Here is an 18,948-nt window from a genome sequence, read left to right as displayed (position 1 = left end):
GGAGGGGGCAAGCCCCCTCCCCGCAGAAGCCGGACCCGGGGCACGATGCACCAGAGCAGGGGAGCCTCCTTGTCGCCAAACTGGGGATGTCTGCATGGAAAATTAAGGTGAAATGCTCCAATAGTACCCCGCCTCCCCTCTTTGACCGGATTAAGCGGTATCCTCACGAATTCCATACCGAACGTTAGCGCGTATGGGACTCTCTTCCCCGTGGCGATTATCTCCACCACTACGTCGGCGAGCCGCGAGAAAGGCTGTTTTGATGTGGCCTCTCGCTATGCCTTATACGGGTTTCAGGTGCGTTTTATTGCGCAATTAAATTCGATCAGGCTCCCTAAAATAGATCACCAAGTGTATCCATAGGCACTACCAACCGCTCCGCTCCCCCGTATCCTCAAACCCGGAGAAAGAAGTTTATGCGGTTCAGGTGGTGCCGGGAGGCTGCTGCTTTCCTTCCAGTGCACCCCTGATCTGGGTGGACAACTGCTCGAACCTGCCCTGCAGGGCCTTCTCCTGTTTCTCGAGCGACTTAACCCGGAGTTCGAGCGTCTCGATGCGTTCGTTCAAGGATGTAAGCACCTGCTCTTTGCTCTTCTGCATCATGACGCTGCCGACGTTCATGAAGACCGCTGCATCCTCAGCGACGTCGCCCAGGTCCTCGACAGCCCGCCTGGCTTCGCGGATCGAGAGCTCGTACTGTGCTTTCTGTGAGACCACGGTCTGCAGCTGTTGCTGCATCTGCTGGAGCATCGCCAGCTGGTTCTGTACTCTTGGTGGGATATTTTCCATATTCATTAACCCTCCTGAAATGGGACTGGCCCCTGTAACAATATTTTGGGTGGCGGACCAGGAGACGCGAAGGCTCCCAGCCCTTTCTCTACATGGTTGGGGCGGCAAACTCATAAAGAGCCCGGTCACGTCCGGACCCGATCTATCGGGATCAGCGCGGCGGACCAAGTGCATCTGATAGTTCACCCACACCTGTTGCCTCATGCGGAAGTGCGCGACGAAAACTGCAACGCCCATCCACCACCCTTCGCGCACTTCCGCATGAGTGCGCGGTATTAATCGCTGTTCTGGAGCACTGGAGGTGCGGCTATCTCCCGCACCTCAACCGCTATGTTGATCAGCCGGAGCCAGGTGTTGAGGGCCGCCCGGAGAGCCGGTATATCGGTAGCAGTCACCTCGAGGACGAGCGTATCGTCGCCCGCAAGCCTTACGCGGACCGACGACCTCTCTCCAATATCGTCCATCTCCTGGCAGACGGAGAGGTAGAGGGCTCGGGCGTCGTCGGCAATGAACCGGAACGCCGCGGTATGGGTCAGGGGGCCACCTCCAGGGTGTAGCGCTTCCGTTGCGTCCCGTCAAAGACGATCCGGTGTCCGGGGAGGTCTTCACCGGCAAACACGGCATCGATACGGCCTTTGAGAGCCTCGTAGACCGAACTGTCCGACGTGAAAAGCCCGCGGGAGATCGCTCCCGCCCGCTCTTCGACGACGAACGACCTGACGGTGATGTCCACCGGAGGTTTATCACCAGAAAAGACCTGAATGCAAAAATAGGAACCTGACCTGGAGACGATCACAACCGACCGGTCAAGGGAGAGGAGTTCACCCATGCCTGCCTTACCACGGGTGACATACCCCCCGCCGATCGCGAACGCCAGGTCGCGCGCCAGGGACCGCACCTCAGGGAGCGGTTTACGCGACGTCGTGACGACCGTCATCGAGCCTTCAGGTCTTTTATTCCGGCTCCACGTTCCTTGAAGAGGATACGGTGTCCACAGTAGGGACAGCGTATGTTGATATCGATCTCCACTTTCTGTTTACAACGGGCACACTTGTAGGCAGCCACGACCGGTTAGCCCTCCTTCTGCAGCGAGCGCTCGATGCTCCTTGAAGCAATGCGCATCGCCGGAGTCTCCGGGACGTAGGTGCCACCCGCAAACTTAAACCCGCACTTGCGGCACACCCAGATTCCAGTCCCCTCACGCCGGACCGATGCCTGATCACAGCGGGGGCAGGCATGACGCGCACGGGAAATCTTCTCGATCTGGTTCACCCTCTTCCGGATAAACCGGCCATATCTCGGGCCGAAACGCCCGGCACTTCCAACTACCCTGCCCTTGGCACTCTGTTTGCGACTTGCCATTTCGCGTACCTCTTGTCTGTCCTCTAATTTTTGTGCTATCGCTTATTATAGTTACTCACGACTTGCGTTCGAGAATCCTGGTCTCCGCGTTTCCCCGGGATATCTTGTTCACCAGGTCATAGAACTCTTCCTGAATGCCTGCCGGAATCCTGACGACGGCAATCCAGGAACCATCCTTCTGCCACTCGTTCTGCTCGATCGTCACCGCCGCCTGGAGCTCCCCGTACGCCCGGGGAGCGTAGTCGGCCGGGATCCTCACGGCGATGCGGATCTCCTCGAAACGGATAGGGAGAAGAGGGCGCAGTGCCTTGACCGTCTCTTTGACCTGCTCCTCAACAGACTTGAAGGGATCGATATTCACCCTCGCCTCTTCCATGGCAAGCTCGATCCGTTGCGGGGGGTGAGGGAAACCGGACTGGGGGTTGATGGCGTTCCTTGATATGAACGTGATGACCTGGTTCCGTCTCTCTGCAATACGCTGGCGACGCTGGTCGGCGGTGAGCTGGATCTCACCTCGTTTGATGATCCGGAGCGCGGCCGGTTCAAACTCGGTCGTCTTAAAGACCTTCATGAGGGCCTCGTCAGGGGCCCGCTCACCATGTGCGGCGTTTGAGAAGACGAAATCGGCTGCAACTACCTCCTCCAGGTCGATCTCCTCCCCCTGCCGGATCCGCATAGCCAGGTCAGGGTCGACAAGCACCTCGAACCGTTCTCCGTGACTCTCAAGCCGCGCTACAACTGCCTGATCCAGGGGTATCATGACTGATAACACTCACTCTTCGTACTGGTCAATGTAGACCTTCACTTCGTCCTTCTCCAGTTTCCGAAACTCTCCGTCCTTGATGGAAACAACACCGATCTCGATGGCGCTCACGTCCAACTTGCCTTCCGTGGCGGCGTGGAGAGCCTTGATACCGAGTTTGATGGCGCCGGCGAAGTCTGCCTCCTCCTGGTACTCTTCCTCGAAGACCTTCATGACGGCAGGCCGGCCTGTGCCGATCCCGGTCGCCTTGTACTCAAGCAGCGTCCCGCTCGGATCGGTCTCAAACAGACGGGCCTCCCCGTCGCTGACCCCTGCGATCAGGAGAGCGGTCCCGTACGGGCGTGCACCGCCGAACTGGGTGTAGGTCTGCATATGGTCACAGAGTTTCTTGGCCAGGATCTCGACGTTGATCGGTTCATTGTAGGAGACCCGGTTGATCTGCGACTCGACCCGCGCCCTGTCCACGAGAGCCCGCGCATCCCCGACGAGGCCGGAGGATGCCACGCCGATATGCATATCGATCTTGAAGATCTTCTCGATTGATACCGGTTCGAGGAGCCGGGATGTCACGCGTTTATCGACAATCAGCACGACGCCTTCGCTGCACTTGAGGCCGACGGCCGTTGTGCCCCGTTTTACCGCTTCTCTGGCATACTCAACCTGGTAGAGCCTACCGTCCGGGCTGAATACGGTGATCGCCCGGTCATAACCCATCTGATATTGTGGTTGCATTATCGTTCCTCCAAATCGGTTTCAGTGAAAAACAATGACTTCTGATGCATAATACCTTTTTCAACCAAATCAACCTTTTGACGGGGATAGCGGTACACCACAAAATAGTCTCCCCCGATCGTCACTTCCCCGGTCTCCGGGAGAGGCCGGATCGGTCGTATCCGGCGCCGCAGTGCACGGATGGTCCCGGATGTGGCAACCGTCCTGAGTGCGACCCGCTCACCCGCTATCGCGGTGACCGTTGCAAGGGCGGTGGCGATATCCTTCTCCGTCCCCCGCCGGCACCTGACCACGGCATACCCCTCGCCGCAGAAGACCACGGCGGGTTGCGCAAGACCGACGGCTACATCGCCCCAGAGGGAAGTCGCGGCCTCGATGACCGAGAGGTACACATCTTTCTGGTCGGGAGTCACCCCATAGGGGAGGATCCGCACCAGGATGTAGCGCCGCTTCTCCCGCATCGCCGGCGGTCTTGGTTTCATCCGACCACCCTCACCGGTCGGGCAGGTTCGACGAGCCGCCCTATGGACGAGAGGGCCTCACTCACTTCTGCCCCCGTCATGCCGAAGAGCGCGCAGAGGCCCCGGGTCTCACGAACCGATCGCTGTTCAAGGATCGAGCGTGCGCCCGACGATATCGTCAACGGGAAACCGTAACGCCGCTGCAGTGTCAGGATATCCGCGTACCGCTGTAGCGCTCTCTGGCGCCTTCTCCCGCGGTACTGGATGATGGGGGCAAGCGAGATGTCCACTGCCGTACCGTGGTCCGCTGCCGACCGTGCAGCGACATGATCAAAGGCGTTCCTCCGGGTGGCATGGATGTTCCTGACGACGTGCACCTCCTTCACCGAGACGACGGCCCGGTTGAAGGAGATGTCGCCAGCGTTGACGAAGACCACATCGGCAGCCCGGACCGTGGGCTTGCGCACCTGCCTGATGACCTCCTTCTGGGACGCGGCACTGATCACGACGCCCCGGAGAACCTCAAGCCCGCGGGATTGCGAATCCTCCTCTCCGAGGGCGACAAGACTATCGAATCCGAGTTCTACCGCCTCGAGCGCCATCCGTGCCAGCGTCGAGTCGCCGGCGGGATAGGGGCATACACTGGCGTCGGTGATCTTCATCGTGATAGACCGTGTGTAAAAAAGGGGTGTTTATTTGCCGCGGTTTGCATGGGAACGGATGCTCGGGCGGGTCTTCTCGGTTCCGCGTCCGCGCGTCCGCATGCCGCGCCCCTTCATGCCGGCAGAGGTCTTGCCGCGCTCTGCCCGGCCCCGGTGGGCGGAGTCGGCCAGCCACGCGAGGTTGCGGTCGCTCCGGATCGAGGGGTGATGACCGTCGACCAGGATAACCTCAAACCACCTATAGCGTCCGTCTTCACCGACCCAGTAGGAGTTCAGGGCCTCCATGTTCGGGAACTTGCGGGACGCCCGCTCTTCGGCAATGCGCTGCAGGCTCTTTGCCGGGGTCGTCCGGCGCATGCCCATGCGTGCGGTCCTGCGCCCGCGGAAGTACCTGGGCTTCCTCCGGCCGCCGCGACGGACCCTGACACGTGCAACAACGATTCCCTGTTTGGCCTTGTATCCGAGCGACCGGGCCCGGTCAATCCGGGTGGGGCGCTCAATGCGCACGACACTTCCCTCGCGCCGCCACACCTGGAGGCGCTCCCAGAGGAGACCTTTCACCTCGGACTGGTCGGGCCGTTTCCATGCCTCACGAACGTAGGCATACATCGATTTTGCCATTCTTAAATCACCTCAGGTTCAGCGTTTCCGCCACATTCCTTTCAGGGACGTATCCCGTGATTCTTAACAGGTTGACGAGAGAACAAATAAAGGATTCCTTCCAGTCAGTCTGCCTGCAGGAGGGGCTAGTGCCGAGTCAACAATCAAACGTCGGATAGAGGCGTGCCACTGCTCTTTGCCATCCAAAACCAAAAATCCAATGCCGCCTCCGCGACCTCCCGCGTGAGTGTTCAGCACAGGGGGTGATCGAGTCTCACGCGAAGCCGCGAAGACCGCGAAGGGGACTACTACCGTCCAGCAACCGAACTTCGCGCTCTTCGCGACTTCGCGTGAGGTCATCGTCGTTGCATTTCACGCATCGAAATCTTCAAAATAACGTGACACGATGCACTATTGCGACAATTCGTCGTTGACTTGGCACTAGACCCCTTTCCGCTTCTCCACGACGTGGACGGCATCGATCCTGGTGACCGGGTACTGACCGTTCTCGTCCTTCTCCGCCGACTTGACCATATCCCAGACGGTGAGGAGAGCGACAGAGACGCCGGTGAGCGCTTCCATCTCGACACCCGTCCTCCCGTATGACTTTACACGGGCGGTCGCCTCGATGTAGCCGTCCCCTTCCTCGAAATCGATGGTGATGCCTCCAAGCGGTATGGGGTGGCACATGGGGATGATGCGCGGCGTGTCTTTCACCGCGAGGGTGGCCGCCACCCGTGCGGTCGCGAGCACGTTGCCTTTGACCGTGGTTCCTTCCCTGATGGCCCGGAGCGTCTCGCCCCGGAGGTAGATTCTGCCGCTCGCAACCGCTTCCCGGGGGACCTCGGTCTTGGCTGAGATGTCCACCATCTGCGCGCGGTCGTTCTCGATGTGGGTGAAGACCGGGCCCTCGCCCTGTTTGCCGGACTCGTTCATGTATATCGCAGGAGATCTTCTGTCTCTTGGGGGATAAAAGAGGACGTATTCGGGCCGACTACCCGGGTGTTCCACGGCCGAAGAGTTCGCGTGGGATGAAGTCCAGCATATCTGTAGCGAGCATACCGCACCCCCGCTCCTCCGCGGCCCGCATACCGGCCCTGCCGTTTGCGTATGCGGCGATACAGGCGGCCTCGAATGCCGGCAGGTGGCAGAAGAGCGCCCCGGCCATACCGGCGAGGAGATCGCCTGTCCCCCCGGTGGTCATGGCGGGGGTTCCGGTCCGGTTGAACCTGACCCGCTTCCCGTCGGAGACGACGTCGACCGGGCCTTTGAGGAGGATGGTCCCCGCCGTTGCGGCGGCCTTGACGCTCCTGGCGCGCGGGACAAGGTCCACCGGCGGTTCCGCCCCGGTCATCCGGGCGAACTCGCCCGCGTGCGGGGTGTAGATCGTCTCCTTTGCCGCCGGCAGGGGACGGGCGAGCGCGTCGGCGTCAAAGACCGCTTTTTCTGCCGCCTCAGCGACGGCAAGCACGACATCGTGGCTCGCTCTCCCAAGCCCCATGCCACAGACAACGACGTCAGCCCGCCCGACGAGCCCGAGGATCGTCTCCAGGTGGTCGTTTGTGATCACGTCTCCCTCCAGGCGCTCGTAGATCAGGTCAGGCATGGGGATGTACGCGGGGGAGGCGATCCGCACGATATCGGCACCGGCGCGGAGCGCTCCCATGGCCGCGATGTAGGGCGCCCCCTGGTAGGGCCCTCCCCCGACCACCAGGACCTCGCCGCCGGCGCCCTTGTGGGCCCCGGGCGCCCTTGCCGGGAGGAGCGCAAGATCGCCGGGACCGGTGCAGACCTCAGCCTCGAGCGGGATGCCGATATCCACGACGTCCGCGCCCTCCACCTTGGGTCGGTGGAACGATACGATACGCGCGGCCCTGATACCGGGGGTAGGTATGTCGACAGCGACGACCGGCACGGGGCTTTTGTTCGCCAGGGCGACGAGGGTTGCAAGCGGCTCCCGCACCGCGCCCGAGGCCCCGGTCCCGAGCATCGCGTCAACGATGAGATCGGCCTCATCGAAGACGCGGAGGAGGGGTTCGACGTCTGCGGTGCACCTGACCGGGTGGAGGGCGACCGAACAGTGCCGGAGAAGCGATGCCTGGACGGCAGCCTCCGGGGTCATCTGACCAGAGTCAGGGCAGACGACGTCGACCGCGTCGAGATGCTGGAGGTAGCGGGCTGCCACCATTCCGTCGCCGCCGTTGTTTCCCTTCCCGCAGAGGATGAGGACGCGGGAGGGGTTGTAGCTCTGGATAGTATCCGCGAGCGCTCGCCCGGCGCTCTCCATCATCCGGAGCGACGAGAGCCCCAGCAGAGCAGCGTTCTCTTCGACTGCCCGCATTCGGCCGACGCTGATCACGCCGGTCTCAAGGAACTCCCGCATCCCTTCCATCGGTATACCGCCCTTCCGGAACATTGTCTGATTGGTGCTATGCGCTCTCTTCATAGATATCTTTTGAATGGCGCGGTCCGGTATGTCGGGGCAGGCCTACCCGTATGCCTCACCCCACAACGCGCGTCCTTCCCCTCCGCAATGATTTATTGACACCCGCGACGCACTACTATGGAGATGGGCCTAAAGCGCGATCTGCGGAGAGCGGCTGATACGATCTGCGAAGCGGACCGGGTGACGATCGTCTCCCACATCGACGCCGACGGAATCAGCACCGAGTCGATTCTTGCGCAGGCGCTCAGCCGTGAGGGCATACCGGTCAGTTCAGTCTTTGTCCGCCAGCTCGAGCCGATGGCGATGCGCCACATCCCGAAGGACGACTCCTTAAAACTCTTCACCGACCTTGGGGCAGGCCAGCAGAATCTCCTCGAGGAGCACGGTCTCTCCGCTGACGAGGTCCTGATACTCGACCACCACGTCAGCCAGCCCTGCGGCACGGCCTACCCTCAGGTCAACTGCCTGGACTACGGCGTTACCCGGATGAGTGCGGCCGGCGTTGCATACCTGGTCGCAAAGACGATCGATCCCACCAGCACCGACCTCGCCAAACTCGCAGTGGTCGGAAACGTCGGCGATATGATGGCCCGGGAGAACTGCGGGCTGGTCGGCCCGGCGCGGGAGATCGTCCAGGACGGCGTGGAGTACGGCAACATCATCGTCCGGGAACGGGACTTAAACTGCTACGGGATATCCACCCGCCCTGTCCACGTCTGCCTCGGCTACTGTGACGACCCCTACATCGACGGGATCTCAAACAGCACAAACGCGGCGCTCCAGTTTCTTGAGAGGCTCGGTGTTGAGTTAAAGAACCCGCAGGGCGGCTGGCTCGTCTGGGAGGAACTCACGTTCGATGACCGGCGCAAGATCGTCAGCGCCCTTGCCCAGCAGCTCATTGCTCACGGGAGGGAGATCGACCGCCTCCTCGGCGAGACCTACATCTTCCCCGACGAGACGGAACGCACACCGCTCAGGAACGCCTCCGAATACGCCACCCTGCTCAACGCCTGCGGCCGATGGGCAAAGCCAAAGGTCGGAGGCAGCATCTGCCGCGGGGAGCGCGGGGACGCTTACCGCGAGGCCGAGTACATGCTCGCCCACCACCGCTCGGTCATCCGCGACCTGCTCCAGTACATTCTCGATACCGGGGTGACCGAACTCTCCCACCTGCAGTACATCCACACCGGCGACCGGTTCCCGGATACCATCGTCGGGATCGGCGCCGGTATGGCGCTCTCCAAACTGGACTGGAGGAAACCGATCATGGTGCTCGCCGCGATGGTGGACGAACCGGAGGTCACCAAGGTCTCGATGCGGACCAACCAGTGGGCGCTCGCGCGGGGCGTCGACCTCCAGGAGGCGCTCGTCGAGGCGTCGGCAGGGGTGGGCGGTGCAGGCGGCGGGCACCGGATCGCGGCCGGGGCGTTTATCCCCCGGAATACAGAAGAGGAGTTTGTTGATAGTGTCAACCGGATACTCAAAAGACAGTCTGCTCCGGCGGGTCAGGACGATAGCTGACTTCCAGTTCGGCGCCGGGTCGGGAGAGGCTCTCTTTCCCGACGAATGTACCTTCCAGCTCTCCTCAACGGGGCGCATCCGCCAGGTGCGGCTCGGAAAGGAGAGGCTTGCCACCGTCAGGGCACAGGACGGCCGCCTGACCCTCGGGATCACCGGGGCGGCGCGTCTCTCGACCAGGCTCGCTCCCCCGGCGTACCGGGTGGCGGTGCAGGAGGATGTGGCCCCGTTCATCGCGGACGGGAAGAACGCTATGGCAAAGCACGTCATCGCCGCCGATGCCGGCATCCGCGCAGGAGACGAAGTGCTGGTGGTGACCGGCGACGACCTGCTCCTCGCCACAGGTGCAGCCCTGCTCTCAGGCCCGGAGATGCTGGCATTTAATTACGGTGTAGCGGTAAAAGTACGACAAGGGAGGGGAACGGAATGTTTCCAGGAAAGATAAACCCAAGAAAGATGAAACAGATGATGAAACAGATGGGCATGGAGATGGAGGAGATCGAGGGCGTGGAGAAGGTGGTGATCTACACCTCAGCCGGCAATTACATCTTCGACGAGGCCCAGGTCGTCGCGACAACCATGCAGGGAGTCACCTCCTACCAGATCACCGGAGAGGGGCGGTTTGAAGAGGCGGTCCCGGAGATCCCGGACGAGGACGTCGCCCTTGTCTCGTCCCAGACCGGCGCGACCGAAGAGGTCGCGCGGCAGACGCTCATCGAGACCCGTGGCGATATCGCCGAAGCGATCCTGAAGCTCGCAGAGCAATGATCGAGGACGGCGAAGAAGTCCTGCTCGTCGGTAAGAAACGCGAGTACTTCGTGAAGGCGGGCGAAGGCCAGTTCTCTACCGACCGGGGGATGATCGACCTCGGCGCACTTGCAGGTATGAGCCCGGGAGACGAGATCAGGACCCATCTCGACGTCCCGTTCGTCGTGCTCCGTCCCCGGCCGACCGACTTCTTTGTTCACGCGAAGCGGAGCGGAGCCCCGATGCTCCCAAAGGATATCGGGATCGTGATCGCCTACACGGGAATGAACCGTAGCGACGTTGTCCTCGATGCCGGGACCGGGAGCGGTGTTGCCGCGATCTACTTCGGGAACATCGCCCGCGAGGTGAAGACCTACGAGGTGCGCCCGGAGTTTGCCCGGCTCGCTGCCCGGAACATCAGGGACGCCCGCCTCGATAACGTCGAGGTGATCGCGGCTGATATGCTGGAGGCGACCGGTGAGTTCGACGTCGTTCACCTGGACCTGACAATAACACCGGCACACGTGGAGCACGCCTACTCGCTCCTCCGGCCCGGCGGCTACCTGGCATGCTACACCCCGTTCCTCGAGCACACGTTCGTCACGCTCGATACCGCGGGACCGCTCTTCCGCGACGTCCACTGCTACGAGTGCATGGAACGGGAACTGACGCGCTCAAGCAGGGGGACCCGTCCATCGACCCGGGTCGCCCACAGCGGCTACATCACGATTGCACGAAAGTCAACTACCCCCGACTGAAGTCGGGGGCACGATGCGATTAGGACATGGCGCGGACAGGGTGAAAGCAGGAAAAATAAAATTTGTTCTTTCTCCAACCTGGAGAACCGGCTTCACTTGATAAGAATTTCAGCGGATACTTTGAGGGGATTTACGGGGGATATTCGCCCATTATTATTGGTAAGCATTATGCCTGAGAAGAATGCGGTAATAGACGGGTAATCGTCTGATTCGAGTACAAAATAGAGGGCATGCTCAGTTGGACAGGAATATGCTCCATGAACCTTTATACCGAGTTTCTTCGCTGAATCATCCATTCCATCAATCCAGAGTTTGGTTTCAGGAGTAAATTCCTTCCTTGCAAGACAAAGTTCCGGCGGATGTACGAGGGTGACCAAAAACATCATGGTTCTCACCGCAGCCCAGAGCAATATCATCCTTTATAATACCATTGCACACAATGAGGTTCGTTCTTCGGCAAGACCCCTGAAGTGGTTCGTGAACGCACGAGCGGCTGGAACGCTCGCCCTCCCGCAACCAGGGAGACTCCTCTTTCAGAGAAGGGAGTTTGTTGATGAGGTCGTACCCTCGTCCCGGTACGCCCGATTCTTGAGGTCAAGTCCCCCAATAGACAAAACAGCAACACCCGATATGCCTGGCGATCAGGCGTCTGATCCACGGTTGGGTACAGCCGGTAGTATCGCACGCTGCGATACTATCGCGGTAGACCTCCGCCGGCATGAAGGGAGGCCGTGCGCGGGGTGGAAGTGATCCCGACGAGGGACGTCGCTCCCATCCCCCAGCGTGCGCAGGGGAGGTCTTCCCGGTCATGCCGCCAACGGGCTCCGAAAGATAAAGGGATTTACTCTCGCAGGGGGTGCTCCCACCCGGTGTAGCCGCAGTAGATGCAACAGTCACCGTTGCAGTGCTTGCATTTCTGCGACGGCTGCAGCACCATCACAGTCCCCAATTTGTTGCAATACAGGCACCCAAGCCCCCCGCAGTGATGGCAGACCTCAGGGGCATACCCTTCCTTCTCTTCTGACACGAAGATCTCCTCCCGGATAGTATGAGGAGGCAGACCTGACAAAGGTTGCTGTATGGATCAGAAAAAAAGTATTAGTGGATGCGGGATGAACCAGTATTCAGGAGAGAAGAGGGGGTCTGTCCGTGTCACGGCGGGGAGGCGGGGAGATTCGGGCGCCCGCACGCCTGACCAGGGCCGGATCTCCGGAAGGTAGCCACACAATGTACCACATTATTTCTATCCGTGATTTTGAGCGCAGCGATCTTGATTACCTGCTCGATCGGGCGCAGGAGTTTGATACCGGGAGCTACCAGCCCCGGATGCTTGAGGATAAACTTGCGGCTCTTCTCTTCTTTGAGCCCAGCACCCGCACACGGATGTCGTTTGCGACGGCCATGGCGCGGCTCGGCGGAAGGTGGATCAGCGTCGATTCGGTCGAGGCAAGTTCTATCGTCAAGGGAGAGACACTGGCCGACACCATCAGGGTGCTGAGCGGCTACGCGGACGCCATCGTGCTCCGCCACCCAAAGGAAGGGGCGGCACGGCTGGCAAGTGAGTTCGCCACGGTGCCGGTCATCAACGCTGGCGACGGCGCGGGGCAGCACCCGAGCCAGACGCTGCTCGACCTCTACACGATCAGGCAGTCGATGCCGGTTGATGGGATCAATGTCGGGCTGCTCGGGGACCTGCGCTACGGGAGGACCGCGCACTCGCTGGCACTCGCCCTCTCGCTCTATGGCGTCACGTTGCACACGATCGCGCCGGGGGGGCTCGAGATGCCGGCGAACATCACCCTCGAACTCAGGGAGCGCGGCATGGAGGTGGTCGAGCATGAGGACGTGCAGGAGGTTGTCCGGGATCTCGACGTCCTCTATGTCACGAGGATCCAGCGCGAGCGGTTCCCTGACTCGGCGTCGTACTACAACGTCGCGTCCAGTTACCGGATCACGCCCGACCTTCTTGCCGGCGTCAAGGAGCACCTGATGATCCTCCATCCGCTCCCGCGCGCCGGGGAGATCGACCCGGCGGTGGACCGCACGCCGTATGCGCGCTACTTTGAGCAGGCAAGGAACGGGGTGCCTGTCAGGATGGCGCTCCTCAGTGAGGTGATGGGATGAGCAGGACCGATCCGTCACGGGGGCTGCTCGTCAGCCCTATCAGGAACGGCACCGTGATCGACCATATCACGGCAGGCGAGGCGTTGAACGTCTTAAAGATCCTCGGCATCACAGGGTCGACCCGGGAATGCCTGAGCATCGCAACGAACGTCGGGAGCAAGCGGCTCGGGAAGAAGGATATCGTCAAGATAGAGAGGCGGGAACTCCGGAAAGAGGAGGTAGACCGGATCGCCCTGATCGCACCGCATGCAAAGATCAACATCATCCGGGAGTACCAGGTGGTGGAGAAGAAGGGCGTGAAGATCCCGAAGGTCCTCAAAGGCGTGGTCAGGTGCCCAAATCCCGGTTGCATCACAAACACAAACGAGCCGGTGGAGAGCACGTTTGAGGTGCTTGAGAAAGGGCTACACTGCCTCTACTGTGACTGGTTGATCAAGGACGATATCGCAAACTACATTATCTGATCAGGCGCCCGTACCGGTCGATCTCCCCCCGGTAGACCCGGGTGCTCGAGATCCGCCGGCCGTCTTCGGCGAGGACGCATGAGATCTCGTGGAGGTCCACTTTTCTCCTTCCCCGCTGCCGTCGGAGTTCGTTTATCTCCACGGCAACCGGGAAGGTCTCCTCTGAGACGACGAGTATGTCGAAGTCCGCATCAAGAGCGCTGCCGTAGCGGTCGGAGAGCGGTTCGACGTTCCACTCTGCTGTGTAACCCCGTTTCCTGATAAAAGCCGTAACGTTTGCCAGCCGTTCCTGGTAGGGGTGGACAGGGTGCACCTTCGCGCCGGCGAACTCGTCGGTCGTCAACCCTATGATCACCTCACCATCAGGTCCTGCCAGTTCAAAGGAGCGGGAGAGGAGTTTCTTGTGCCCGGCATGCAGGGGATCGAACGTCCCCCCGACCATCACTTTCATCAGAAGGCGTTTGCCGTGGGGGGGTTTATGGGTAGTGATCAGTGCCGGGAGTGGAGATACCTCACTCTCGTGCCTTCGCGGGGATCATTCCGTCACCTAAACTCTGTCGCCTCACGCAGAAGTGCATGAAGAGCGCGAACTGGACTGCCGACACCCACACTGGCTCCGCGCACTTCTGCACGCGGCTCCTTGTTAACCAGGGCCGGGCTCCCGCCATGCCGCCCGTCGCACTTCACGTGGATTCACGTCTCCCCTCGCCGGGCGCGTGCGCCCTTTCCTCACCGGCGAGGGAGAGCATTTTGTATCGTTGCAACCAATAGTAGACGTACTATGGAGAGTGGATCAGTTGTGGGGGACCGCGTCTTTATTGCGGAGAACGCAACAGTCATCGGAGACGTGACGCTCGCCGACGACGTGAGCATCTGGTTCGGCGCCGTGGTCAGGGCCGATAAGGACATGATCACGGTAGGGGCGGGCTCAAACGTCCAGGACAACGCCGTCGTCCACACCACGGTCGGGTTCCCGGTCAGCATCGGGACGGAGGTCTCTGTCGGTCACGGCGCCATCCTGCACGGCTGTACCGTTCGCGACCGGGTACTCGTCGGGATGGGCGCTGTCGTCCTGAACGGCGCGGTGGTGGGGGAAGGGTCCATCATCGGCGCCGGTGCCGTGGTGACCGAAGGAAAAGAGATCCCGCCGCACTCGCTGGTCCTCGGCGTGCCCGGGAAAGTGGTCAGGGAGACGACGCCCGAACAACAGGAGAGCATCGTCCACAATGCACGGGAATACGTCAAACTTGCAGGGAGGTACCGCCATGGCTGAGGTCGTCGTCATCGGGGCCGGGGTCGCCGGCATCCAGGCGGCGCTCGACCTCGCCGGCCACAACATCCACGTGCACCTCATCGAGCGCGAACCCTCCATCGGCGGACATATGGCGCAGCTCGACAAGACGTTCCCGACCAACGACTGCTCCATGTGTATCCTCTCTCCGAAGATGGTGGAAGTGGGCCGGAACCCGAACGTCACCATCCACACATGCTCCGAGGTCGAGTCGGTCGAGGGCGAGGCGGGGAACTTCCATGTCAGGGTCAGGAAACACCCCCGCTACATCATCGAGGACGAGTGCAACGGGTGCGGGGACTGCACCCGGATCTGCCCGGTGGAGGTCTACAACCGGTTTGACGCCGGTATCGGTGTTCGGAAAGCCATCTACAAACCCCACGCGCAGGCCGTCCCCGACATCGTCATCAAGGACCAGGAGCACTGCATCGAGTGCGGTCTCTGCTATGACGTCTGCGGCAGGGAGGCGATCCTCCGTGAGGACGAGGAGCGGGTCATCGATATCCAGGCGGCAAGCATCATCGTCGCAACCGGTTACGGGACGTTTGATGCCAGAGGTAAGGCACAACTCCGCTACCTCACCATCCCGGACGTGATCACGAGCCTCGAGTTCGAGCGGATGATCAATGCGAGCGGGCCGACAGGAGGCGAACTGAGGCGGCTTTCCAACGGCAAACCGCCCCGGAGCATAGCCTTCGTCCAGTGTGTCGGCTCCCGGGACATCGCCGCCGGCCGCCCCTACTGCTCCGGGGTCTGCTGCATGTACGCGATGAAGAACGCCATGCTCATCCGGGAGAAGAACCCCGAAATCGAGGTCACTGTCTTCTACAACGATATCCGGGCATACGGCAAGGGCTACGAGGAGTACTACGAGCGGGCGAAGAGCCTCGGGATCCGGTTCATCCGCGGGTTCCCGGGGGAGGTGCTCGAGGAGAACAACCACCTGGTGATGGTCGCTGAGAACACCGAGACCTGTGAGGTGGAGACGGTCCACCCTGACCTTGTGGTGCTCTCGGTCGGGCTTGAGCCTGCCCATGGAGCGGAGGATATCGGCAGGATGCTTGGTATCCCGCAGGAAGAGACCGGGTTCTTCGGTGTTGCCGACCAGAAAGTCGGCCCTGTGCTCACGGTGAAGCCAGGGATCTACGTTGCAGGGACGGCCACCGCGCCGAGGGATATACCTGACTCGGTCGCTATGGGCGGAGCGGCGGCGATGCGGGCGTACCTGGACACGCTCAGGGCGGGATGAGCATGCCAGAGAGGGAGCCCTACACCATCGCGTGGGAGGAAGAGACCGGAAGCATCATCTACATCGACCAGACCCTCCTCCCCGGCCAGTACAGAGTGGTGCGGTGCACCACCGTCGAGGACCTTGCCCGAGCGATCCGGAGGCTCGAGGTCAGGGGGGCGCCTGCGCTCGGCATCGCGGGCGCGATGGGCGTGGCGCTCGCGGCCGTCAGGAGCGCTGAACCGGATCTGGGGCGGTTCCGAGAGGAGGTCGGTCGGGCCGCAGACCTTCTCAGGGGCACCCGCCCGACCGCGGTGAACCTTGCATGGGGGATCGACCGTGTGGTAAGAAAGGTGGCGATGGCTGCATCGGTTGCGGAAGCGAAGGCGCTCGCGATCGCGGAAGCAAATGCCGTCGCCGAGGAGGACGAACTGACCTGCCGGAGGCTCGGTACATTCGGCGAAGAACTCTTCCCTGCCAGGTGCACCGCGCTCACCCACTGCAATGCGGGAGCGCTCGCCTGCCGGTGCTGGGGAACGGCGCTTGGGGTGATCAGGTCGGCGGTTGCTGCCGGAAAGGACGTGCGGGTGATCGCCTGCGAGACCAGGCCACTGAACCAGGGGTCCCGGCTCACCTGCTGGGAACTCGCTCGGGACGGGATCGACGTGACCCTCATCCCGGACTCATCGGCAGCATACCTGATGCGGAAGGGAGCGATCGACCTCGTCATCGTCGGCGCGGACCGTATCACGAGGGATGCGGTCTTCAACAAGATCGGGACCTACATGCACGCCGTCGCCGCCCGCCATCACGGGATACCGTTCTACGTCGCGGCGCCGGTCTCCACGTTTGATCTCGCCCGGACCGAGAAGGAGATCACCGTCGAGGAGCGGGACCGGACCGAACTTGCGTACTGCGGCGACCGCCAGCTCGCACCCGACGGGGTGGCCGTGCTCAACTACGCCTTCGATGCCACCCCTCTCGACCTTGTCGATGCGATCATCACCGAGATCGGGGTGCTCCGGCCGCCATACGCCGAATCGTTCAGGCTGATCAGGAAAGGGGAGGAGGTCTGACGATGGCGTTCTTTGAGACCGGGATCTGGGTCGGGCTGATGACCCTTATCGGTGAGGTTACGTTCTTCTTCATCCTCGGGATGGTGCTTGCGGCGATAGCCCTTGCGATCATCGCCACCGCCTCGATAACCAGGGGGAAGTTCTACCTTCCCCGGATCCTGATACCGGGCATGGTCCTCCTGGAGGGGCTCGTGAAGGCGTTCTGCAAACTCCTCGGACTGGACGATAAGGACCTCATCACGTTCTTCATAACGCTTCGGAACACCATGAACACAAAAGCCTTCACCGAGACCCCGGTGGAGCGGCGGGCGGTCTTCCTGCCCCAGTGCCTGCGTTCAGCGGAGTGCCCGGCACACCTGACGCCTGAAGGTCTGGAATGCCGGCGCTGCGGCCGCTGTTCGGTCGGGGAGAATGTAGCGTGGCTTGAGGGCATCGGGTATCGTGTCTTTATTGTCCCGGGCTCGACGTTTATCAAACGGATGGCCAAGAAGTATCACCCGCAGGCGATCATAGGCGTCGGCTGCCTCATGGAGGTAAAAGAGGGGATCGATATGGCCGACCGGATAGGGCTTATCGCCATCGGTGTGGTGAACTTCAAGGACGGGTGCGTGGAGACGGTTGCAGACTGGACCGGGGTGAGGGATGTCGCCCTGCTCGGCATCGAGCTCCCGTCAGGTCCCGTAGACTTTCACGGCCCTGCCGAATAACCGCTCGCTCGCGACCTTGCCGTAGACGAAGATCGTCTCTGCGCTGTTGACATCGCCGACCCTGACACCCGGCCTGAGGGTGATGTTTCCCCCTGCCTGGATAGAGTGAAGATGTGCGTTATCACAGACGGTGGCGGTCTCCAGGACGCTGAGCGGCCCTTTTATTCTGGCATCATGGCCGATGACGATCCTCCCTGCCTTAACATAACCGCCGACCGTTGAGTACGGCCCGAGTTCGAGGCAGCCGGCAACGATTATATTGCCCCAGATGTGCGTATCCGGAGGAGTGATGAAATTGCCATCTATCTTCACGTTTCCGTCAAAAAAGGAACCTCTCGGTGCTATGTATGTGTCCCCGTGCCGATAGATTTTCATGAAGATCTCTCAGATAACAGCTCGGTCCACAACCAGATAAAATTATCAGTAAAACCCGCATGAGGCAGCGAGAGGCTGCATGCATGAAAGCAACCTTCCCTCGGGGATCGCCCCGGGGTAGTGGACCGTGGTGGCTCTTCGCCGCGGGGGAAGAGGGAGAGGGAAGGTCTTGAGAAGATCACGGTATCCTTGAGAGCATGTGTCATCCCGGCTCACATCACCGCGGCAATCGCAAAGACCGCGAGCGCGGCAAACATCCCGGCCCGCAGGATCGAGGTTGCCCCGGATTCCCGGACGCAATCGGGTGTGGTGCACCGGAGACCCCGCGAGGCCCCGAAGAGGATGACGGCGTCCACAAACCCGATGGCGATGAGGTAGAAGAGGCCCCACCAGTCGCCGATGGGGAGGATGCTTGCCGCCACGGCGCCGCAAGCGCAGGCGAACGCCACCACCCCGGTCCCCTGGATACCAATGATCATCGGGAGGGTGCGTGCGCCCCCGGCCGCATCACCGTCCACGTCCTCTGCGTCTTTTAGGACCTCTCGTGCAACGGTGGCGAGGAACGTGATCGTCGCGAGCGATATATTCCTGATCAGCCCCTCGATGCCGGCAAACGCACCGCCGAAGAGGAATATGCTCGCTGTCAGGTAGGCGACGGCGATGTTGCCGAAGACCGGGGTCCGTTTCAGCCAGACGGCGTAGGCGACCAGGATCACCGAGTTGATGAGAGCGATCAGGAGGCAGAGCGGCGTCGTCAGGGCGGCGAGCGCAATCCCACCGGCAAAGAGCGCCACCGTGTACACCTTCGCCCCCCGGAGGCTGATCTCTCCCGAGGGTATGGGCCG

27 protein-coding genes are annotated in these 18,948 nt (G+C 61.5%); 10 read left to right on the top strand and 17 right to left on the bottom strand.

Annotated elements, in window-relative coordinates:
* Positions 1–423 precede the first annotated feature (423 nt).
* From BP858_RS01630 to BP858_RS01575, 12 genes are all read right to left on the bottom strand, one after another.
* Positions 424–789: a prefoldin subunit beta gene (locus BP858_RS01630; protein ID WP_024265361.1), complete on the bottom strand. Its 366-nt coding sequence runs from the start codon at positions 787–789 to the stop codon at positions 424–426.
* Between the two features lie 275 nt (positions 790–1,064).
* Positions 1,065–1,325: a KEOPS complex subunit Pcc1 gene (locus tag BP858_RS01625; protein ID WP_062262414.1), complete on the bottom strand. Its 261-nt coding sequence runs from the start codon at positions 1,323–1,325 to the stop codon at positions 1,065–1,067.
* Positions 1,322–1,726 carry a hypothetical protein gene (locus BP858_RS01620; RefSeq protein ID WP_062262410.1) on the bottom strand — a complete coding sequence of 135 codons (405 nt, stop codon included), beginning with the start codon at positions 1,724–1,726 and terminating at the stop codon, positions 1,322–1,324. Before BP858_RS01620 ends, BP858_RS01625 begins: the two co-directional genes overlap by 4 nt.
* Positions 1,723–1,854 carry a DNA-directed RNA polymerase subunit P gene (locus BP858_RS01615; RefSeq protein ID WP_014866671.1) on the bottom strand — a complete coding sequence of 44 codons (132 nt, stop codon included), beginning with the start codon at positions 1,852–1,854 and terminating at the stop codon, positions 1,723–1,725. The genes BP858_RS01620 and BP858_RS01615 overlap by 4 nt, the downstream gene beginning before the upstream one ends.
* A gap of 6 nt (positions 1,855–1,860) precedes the next feature.
* Positions 1,861–2,151, bottom strand: coding sequence for a 50S ribosomal protein L37ae (locus tag BP858_RS01610; protein WP_014866670.1), 291 nt, complete (start codon positions 2,149–2,151; stop codon positions 1,861–1,863).
* A 55-nt stretch (positions 2,152–2,206) separates the two neighbouring features.
* Positions 2,207–2,911, bottom strand: a complete 705-nt coding sequence (locus BP858_RS01605; RefSeq protein WP_062262407.1) for a ribosome assembly factor SBDS — start codon at positions 2,909–2,911, stop codon at positions 2,207–2,209.
* Between the two features lie 12 nt (positions 2,912–2,923).
* Entirely contained in the window at positions 2,924–3,646 is a 723-nt protein-coding gene (gene psmA, locus BP858_RS01600; RefSeq protein WP_214166578.1) for an archaeal proteasome endopeptidase complex subunit alpha, read from the bottom strand.
* Positions 3,646–4,128, bottom strand: a complete 483-nt coding sequence (locus BP858_RS01595; protein WP_014866667.1) for an Rpp14/Pop5 family protein — start codon at positions 4,126–4,128, stop codon at positions 3,646–3,648. The genes psmA and BP858_RS01595 overlap by 1 nt, the downstream gene beginning before the upstream one ends.
* Positions 4,125–4,769, bottom strand: coding sequence for an RNase P subunit p30 family protein (locus BP858_RS01590; protein WP_024265359.1), 645 nt, complete (start codon positions 4,767–4,769; stop codon positions 4,125–4,127). The genes BP858_RS01595 and BP858_RS01590 overlap by 4 nt, the downstream gene beginning before the upstream one ends.
* Positions 4,770–4,799: 30 nt before the next feature.
* Positions 4,800–5,390, bottom strand: coding sequence for a 50S ribosomal protein L15e (locus BP858_RS01585; protein WP_014866665.1), 591 nt, complete (start codon positions 5,388–5,390; stop codon positions 4,800–4,802).
* 420 nt (positions 5,391–5,810) lie between these two features.
* Complete coding sequence (gene moaC / locus BP858_RS01580; RefSeq protein ID WP_014866664.1) at positions 5,811–6,305, bottom strand: cyclic pyranopterin monophosphate synthase MoaC; 495 nt, start codon at positions 6,303–6,305, stop codon at positions 5,811–5,813.
* 58 nt (positions 6,306–6,363) lie between these two features.
* On the bottom strand, positions 6,364–7,761 hold the full coding sequence (locus BP858_RS01575) for an NAD(P)H-hydrate dehydratase (protein WP_286878665.1): 1,398 nt from the start codon (positions 7,759–7,761) through the stop codon (positions 6,364–6,366).
* Positions 7,762–7,938: 177 nt separating this feature from the next.
* On the opposite strand from BP858_RS01575, the gene BP858_RS01570 reads away from it, so the two are divergent.
* Genes BP858_RS01570 through BP858_RS01555 form a run of 4 tightly spaced genes read left to right on the top strand, consistent with a single transcriptional unit; the run spans position 7,939 to position 10,838 of the window.
* The gene (locus BP858_RS01570; protein ID WP_048105036.1) at positions 7,939–9,336 is read left to right on the top strand and encodes a DHHA1 domain-containing protein; all 1,398 of its coding nucleotides are present in this window, start codon (positions 7,939–7,941) and stop codon (positions 9,334–9,336) included.
* Complete coding sequence (locus BP858_RS01565) at positions 9,281–9,778, top strand: PUA domain-containing protein (protein WP_014866661.1); 498 nt, start codon at positions 9,281–9,283, stop codon at positions 9,776–9,778. Before BP858_RS01570 ends, BP858_RS01565 begins: the two co-directional genes overlap by 56 nt.
* Positions 9,760–10,101 carry a nascent polypeptide-associated complex protein gene (locus tag BP858_RS01560; protein WP_014866660.1) on the top strand — a complete coding sequence of 114 codons (342 nt, stop codon included), beginning with the start codon at positions 9,760–9,762 and terminating at the stop codon, positions 10,099–10,101. Before BP858_RS01565 ends, BP858_RS01560 begins: the two co-directional genes overlap by 19 nt.
* Positions 10,098–10,838: a methyltransferase domain-containing protein gene (locus tag BP858_RS01555; RefSeq protein WP_014866659.1), complete on the top strand. Its 741-nt coding sequence runs from the start codon at positions 10,098–10,100 to the stop codon at positions 10,836–10,838. Before BP858_RS01560 ends, BP858_RS01555 begins: the two co-directional genes overlap by 4 nt.
* A gap of 92 nt (positions 10,839–10,930) precedes the next feature.
* Here the strand turns inward: BP858_RS01555 and BP858_RS01550 are convergent, their stop codons facing one another.
* Both BP858_RS01550 and BP858_RS01545 read right to left on the bottom strand, forming a co-directional pair.
* Entirely contained in the window at positions 10,931–11,224 is a 294-nt protein-coding gene (locus tag BP858_RS01550; RefSeq protein WP_074176113.1) for a hypothetical protein, read from the bottom strand.
* A gap of 455 nt (positions 11,225–11,679) precedes the next feature.
* Positions 11,680–11,865, bottom strand: coding sequence for a hypothetical protein (locus BP858_RS01545; protein ID WP_014866657.1), 186 nt, complete (start codon positions 11,863–11,865; stop codon positions 11,680–11,682).
* Between the two features lie 200 nt (positions 11,866–12,065).
* Between BP858_RS01545 and pyrB the strand changes: the two genes are divergently transcribed.
* Together pyrB and pyrI are read left to right on the top strand one after the other, a co-directional pair.
* Positions 12,066–12,962 carry an aspartate carbamoyltransferase gene (gene pyrB, locus BP858_RS01540; protein WP_014866656.1) on the top strand — a complete coding sequence of 299 codons (897 nt, stop codon included), beginning with the start codon at positions 12,066–12,068 and terminating at the stop codon, positions 12,960–12,962.
* A complete protein-coding gene (gene pyrI, locus BP858_RS01535) occupies positions 12,959–13,426 on the top strand; it encodes an aspartate carbamoyltransferase regulatory subunit (protein ID WP_074175178.1) in 468 nt (155 codons plus the stop codon). Before pyrB ends, pyrI begins: the two co-directional genes overlap by 4 nt.
* On the opposite strand, the gene BP858_RS01530 is transcribed toward pyrI, so the two are convergent.
* Positions 13,419–13,877, bottom strand: coding sequence for a phosphopantetheine adenylyltransferase (locus tag BP858_RS01530; RefSeq protein ID WP_062262401.1), 459 nt, complete (start codon positions 13,875–13,877; stop codon positions 13,419–13,421). The genes pyrI and BP858_RS01530 overlap by 8 nt on opposite strands.
* A 330-nt stretch (positions 13,878–14,207) precedes the next feature.
* Here BP858_RS01530 and BP858_RS01525 point away from each other — a divergent pair, with 330 nt between their 5' ends.
* The 4 genes from BP858_RS01525 to BP858_RS01510 are packed head-to-tail and all read left to right on the top strand — an operon-like array spanning position 14,208 to position 17,728.
* Entirely contained in the window at positions 14,208–14,699 is a 492-nt protein-coding gene (locus BP858_RS01525) for a gamma carbonic anhydrase family protein (protein WP_286878661.1), read from the top strand.
* Positions 14,692–15,966, top strand: a complete 1,275-nt coding sequence (locus BP858_RS01520) for a CoB--CoM heterodisulfide reductase iron-sulfur subunit A family protein (protein ID WP_286878660.1) — start codon at positions 14,692–14,694, stop codon at positions 15,964–15,966. The genes BP858_RS01525 and BP858_RS01520 overlap by 8 nt, the downstream gene beginning before the upstream one ends.
* 2 nt (positions 15,967–15,968) lie before the next feature.
* Positions 15,969–17,021, top strand: coding sequence for an S-methyl-5-thioribose-1-phosphate isomerase (gene mtnA, locus BP858_RS01515; RefSeq protein WP_062262394.1), 1,053 nt, complete (start codon positions 15,969–15,971; stop codon positions 17,019–17,021).
* Positions 17,022–17,023: 2 nt separating this feature from the next.
* Positions 17,024–17,728, top strand: a complete 705-nt coding sequence (locus BP858_RS01510) for a DUF116 domain-containing protein (RefSeq protein WP_062262390.1) — start codon at positions 17,024–17,026, stop codon at positions 17,726–17,728.
* Here the strand turns inward: BP858_RS01510 and BP858_RS01505 are convergent.
* Positions 17,693–18,040 carry a polymer-forming cytoskeletal protein gene (locus BP858_RS01505; RefSeq protein ID WP_286878659.1) on the bottom strand — a complete coding sequence of 116 codons (348 nt, stop codon included), beginning with the start codon at positions 18,038–18,040 and terminating at the stop codon, positions 17,693–17,695. The genes BP858_RS01510 and BP858_RS01505 overlap by 36 nt on opposite strands.
* A gap of 275 nt (positions 18,041–18,315) precedes the next feature.
* A partial coding sequence (locus BP858_RS01500) for a UbiA family prenyltransferase (protein ID WP_286878658.1) occupies positions 18,316–18,948 on the bottom strand: 633 nt, incomplete at its 5' end.

Origin of the sequence: Methanoculleus sp. UBA413 (genome assembly GCF_002502935.1) — an archaeon.
In the GTDB taxonomy this organism is placed as follows: domain Archaea; phylum Halobacteriota; class Methanomicrobia; order Methanomicrobiales; family Methanoculleaceae; genus Methanoculleus; species Methanoculleus bourgensis.
Note: the sequence above shows the minus strand (reverse complement) of the source record. Positions and strands in the feature narration are given on the sequence as shown.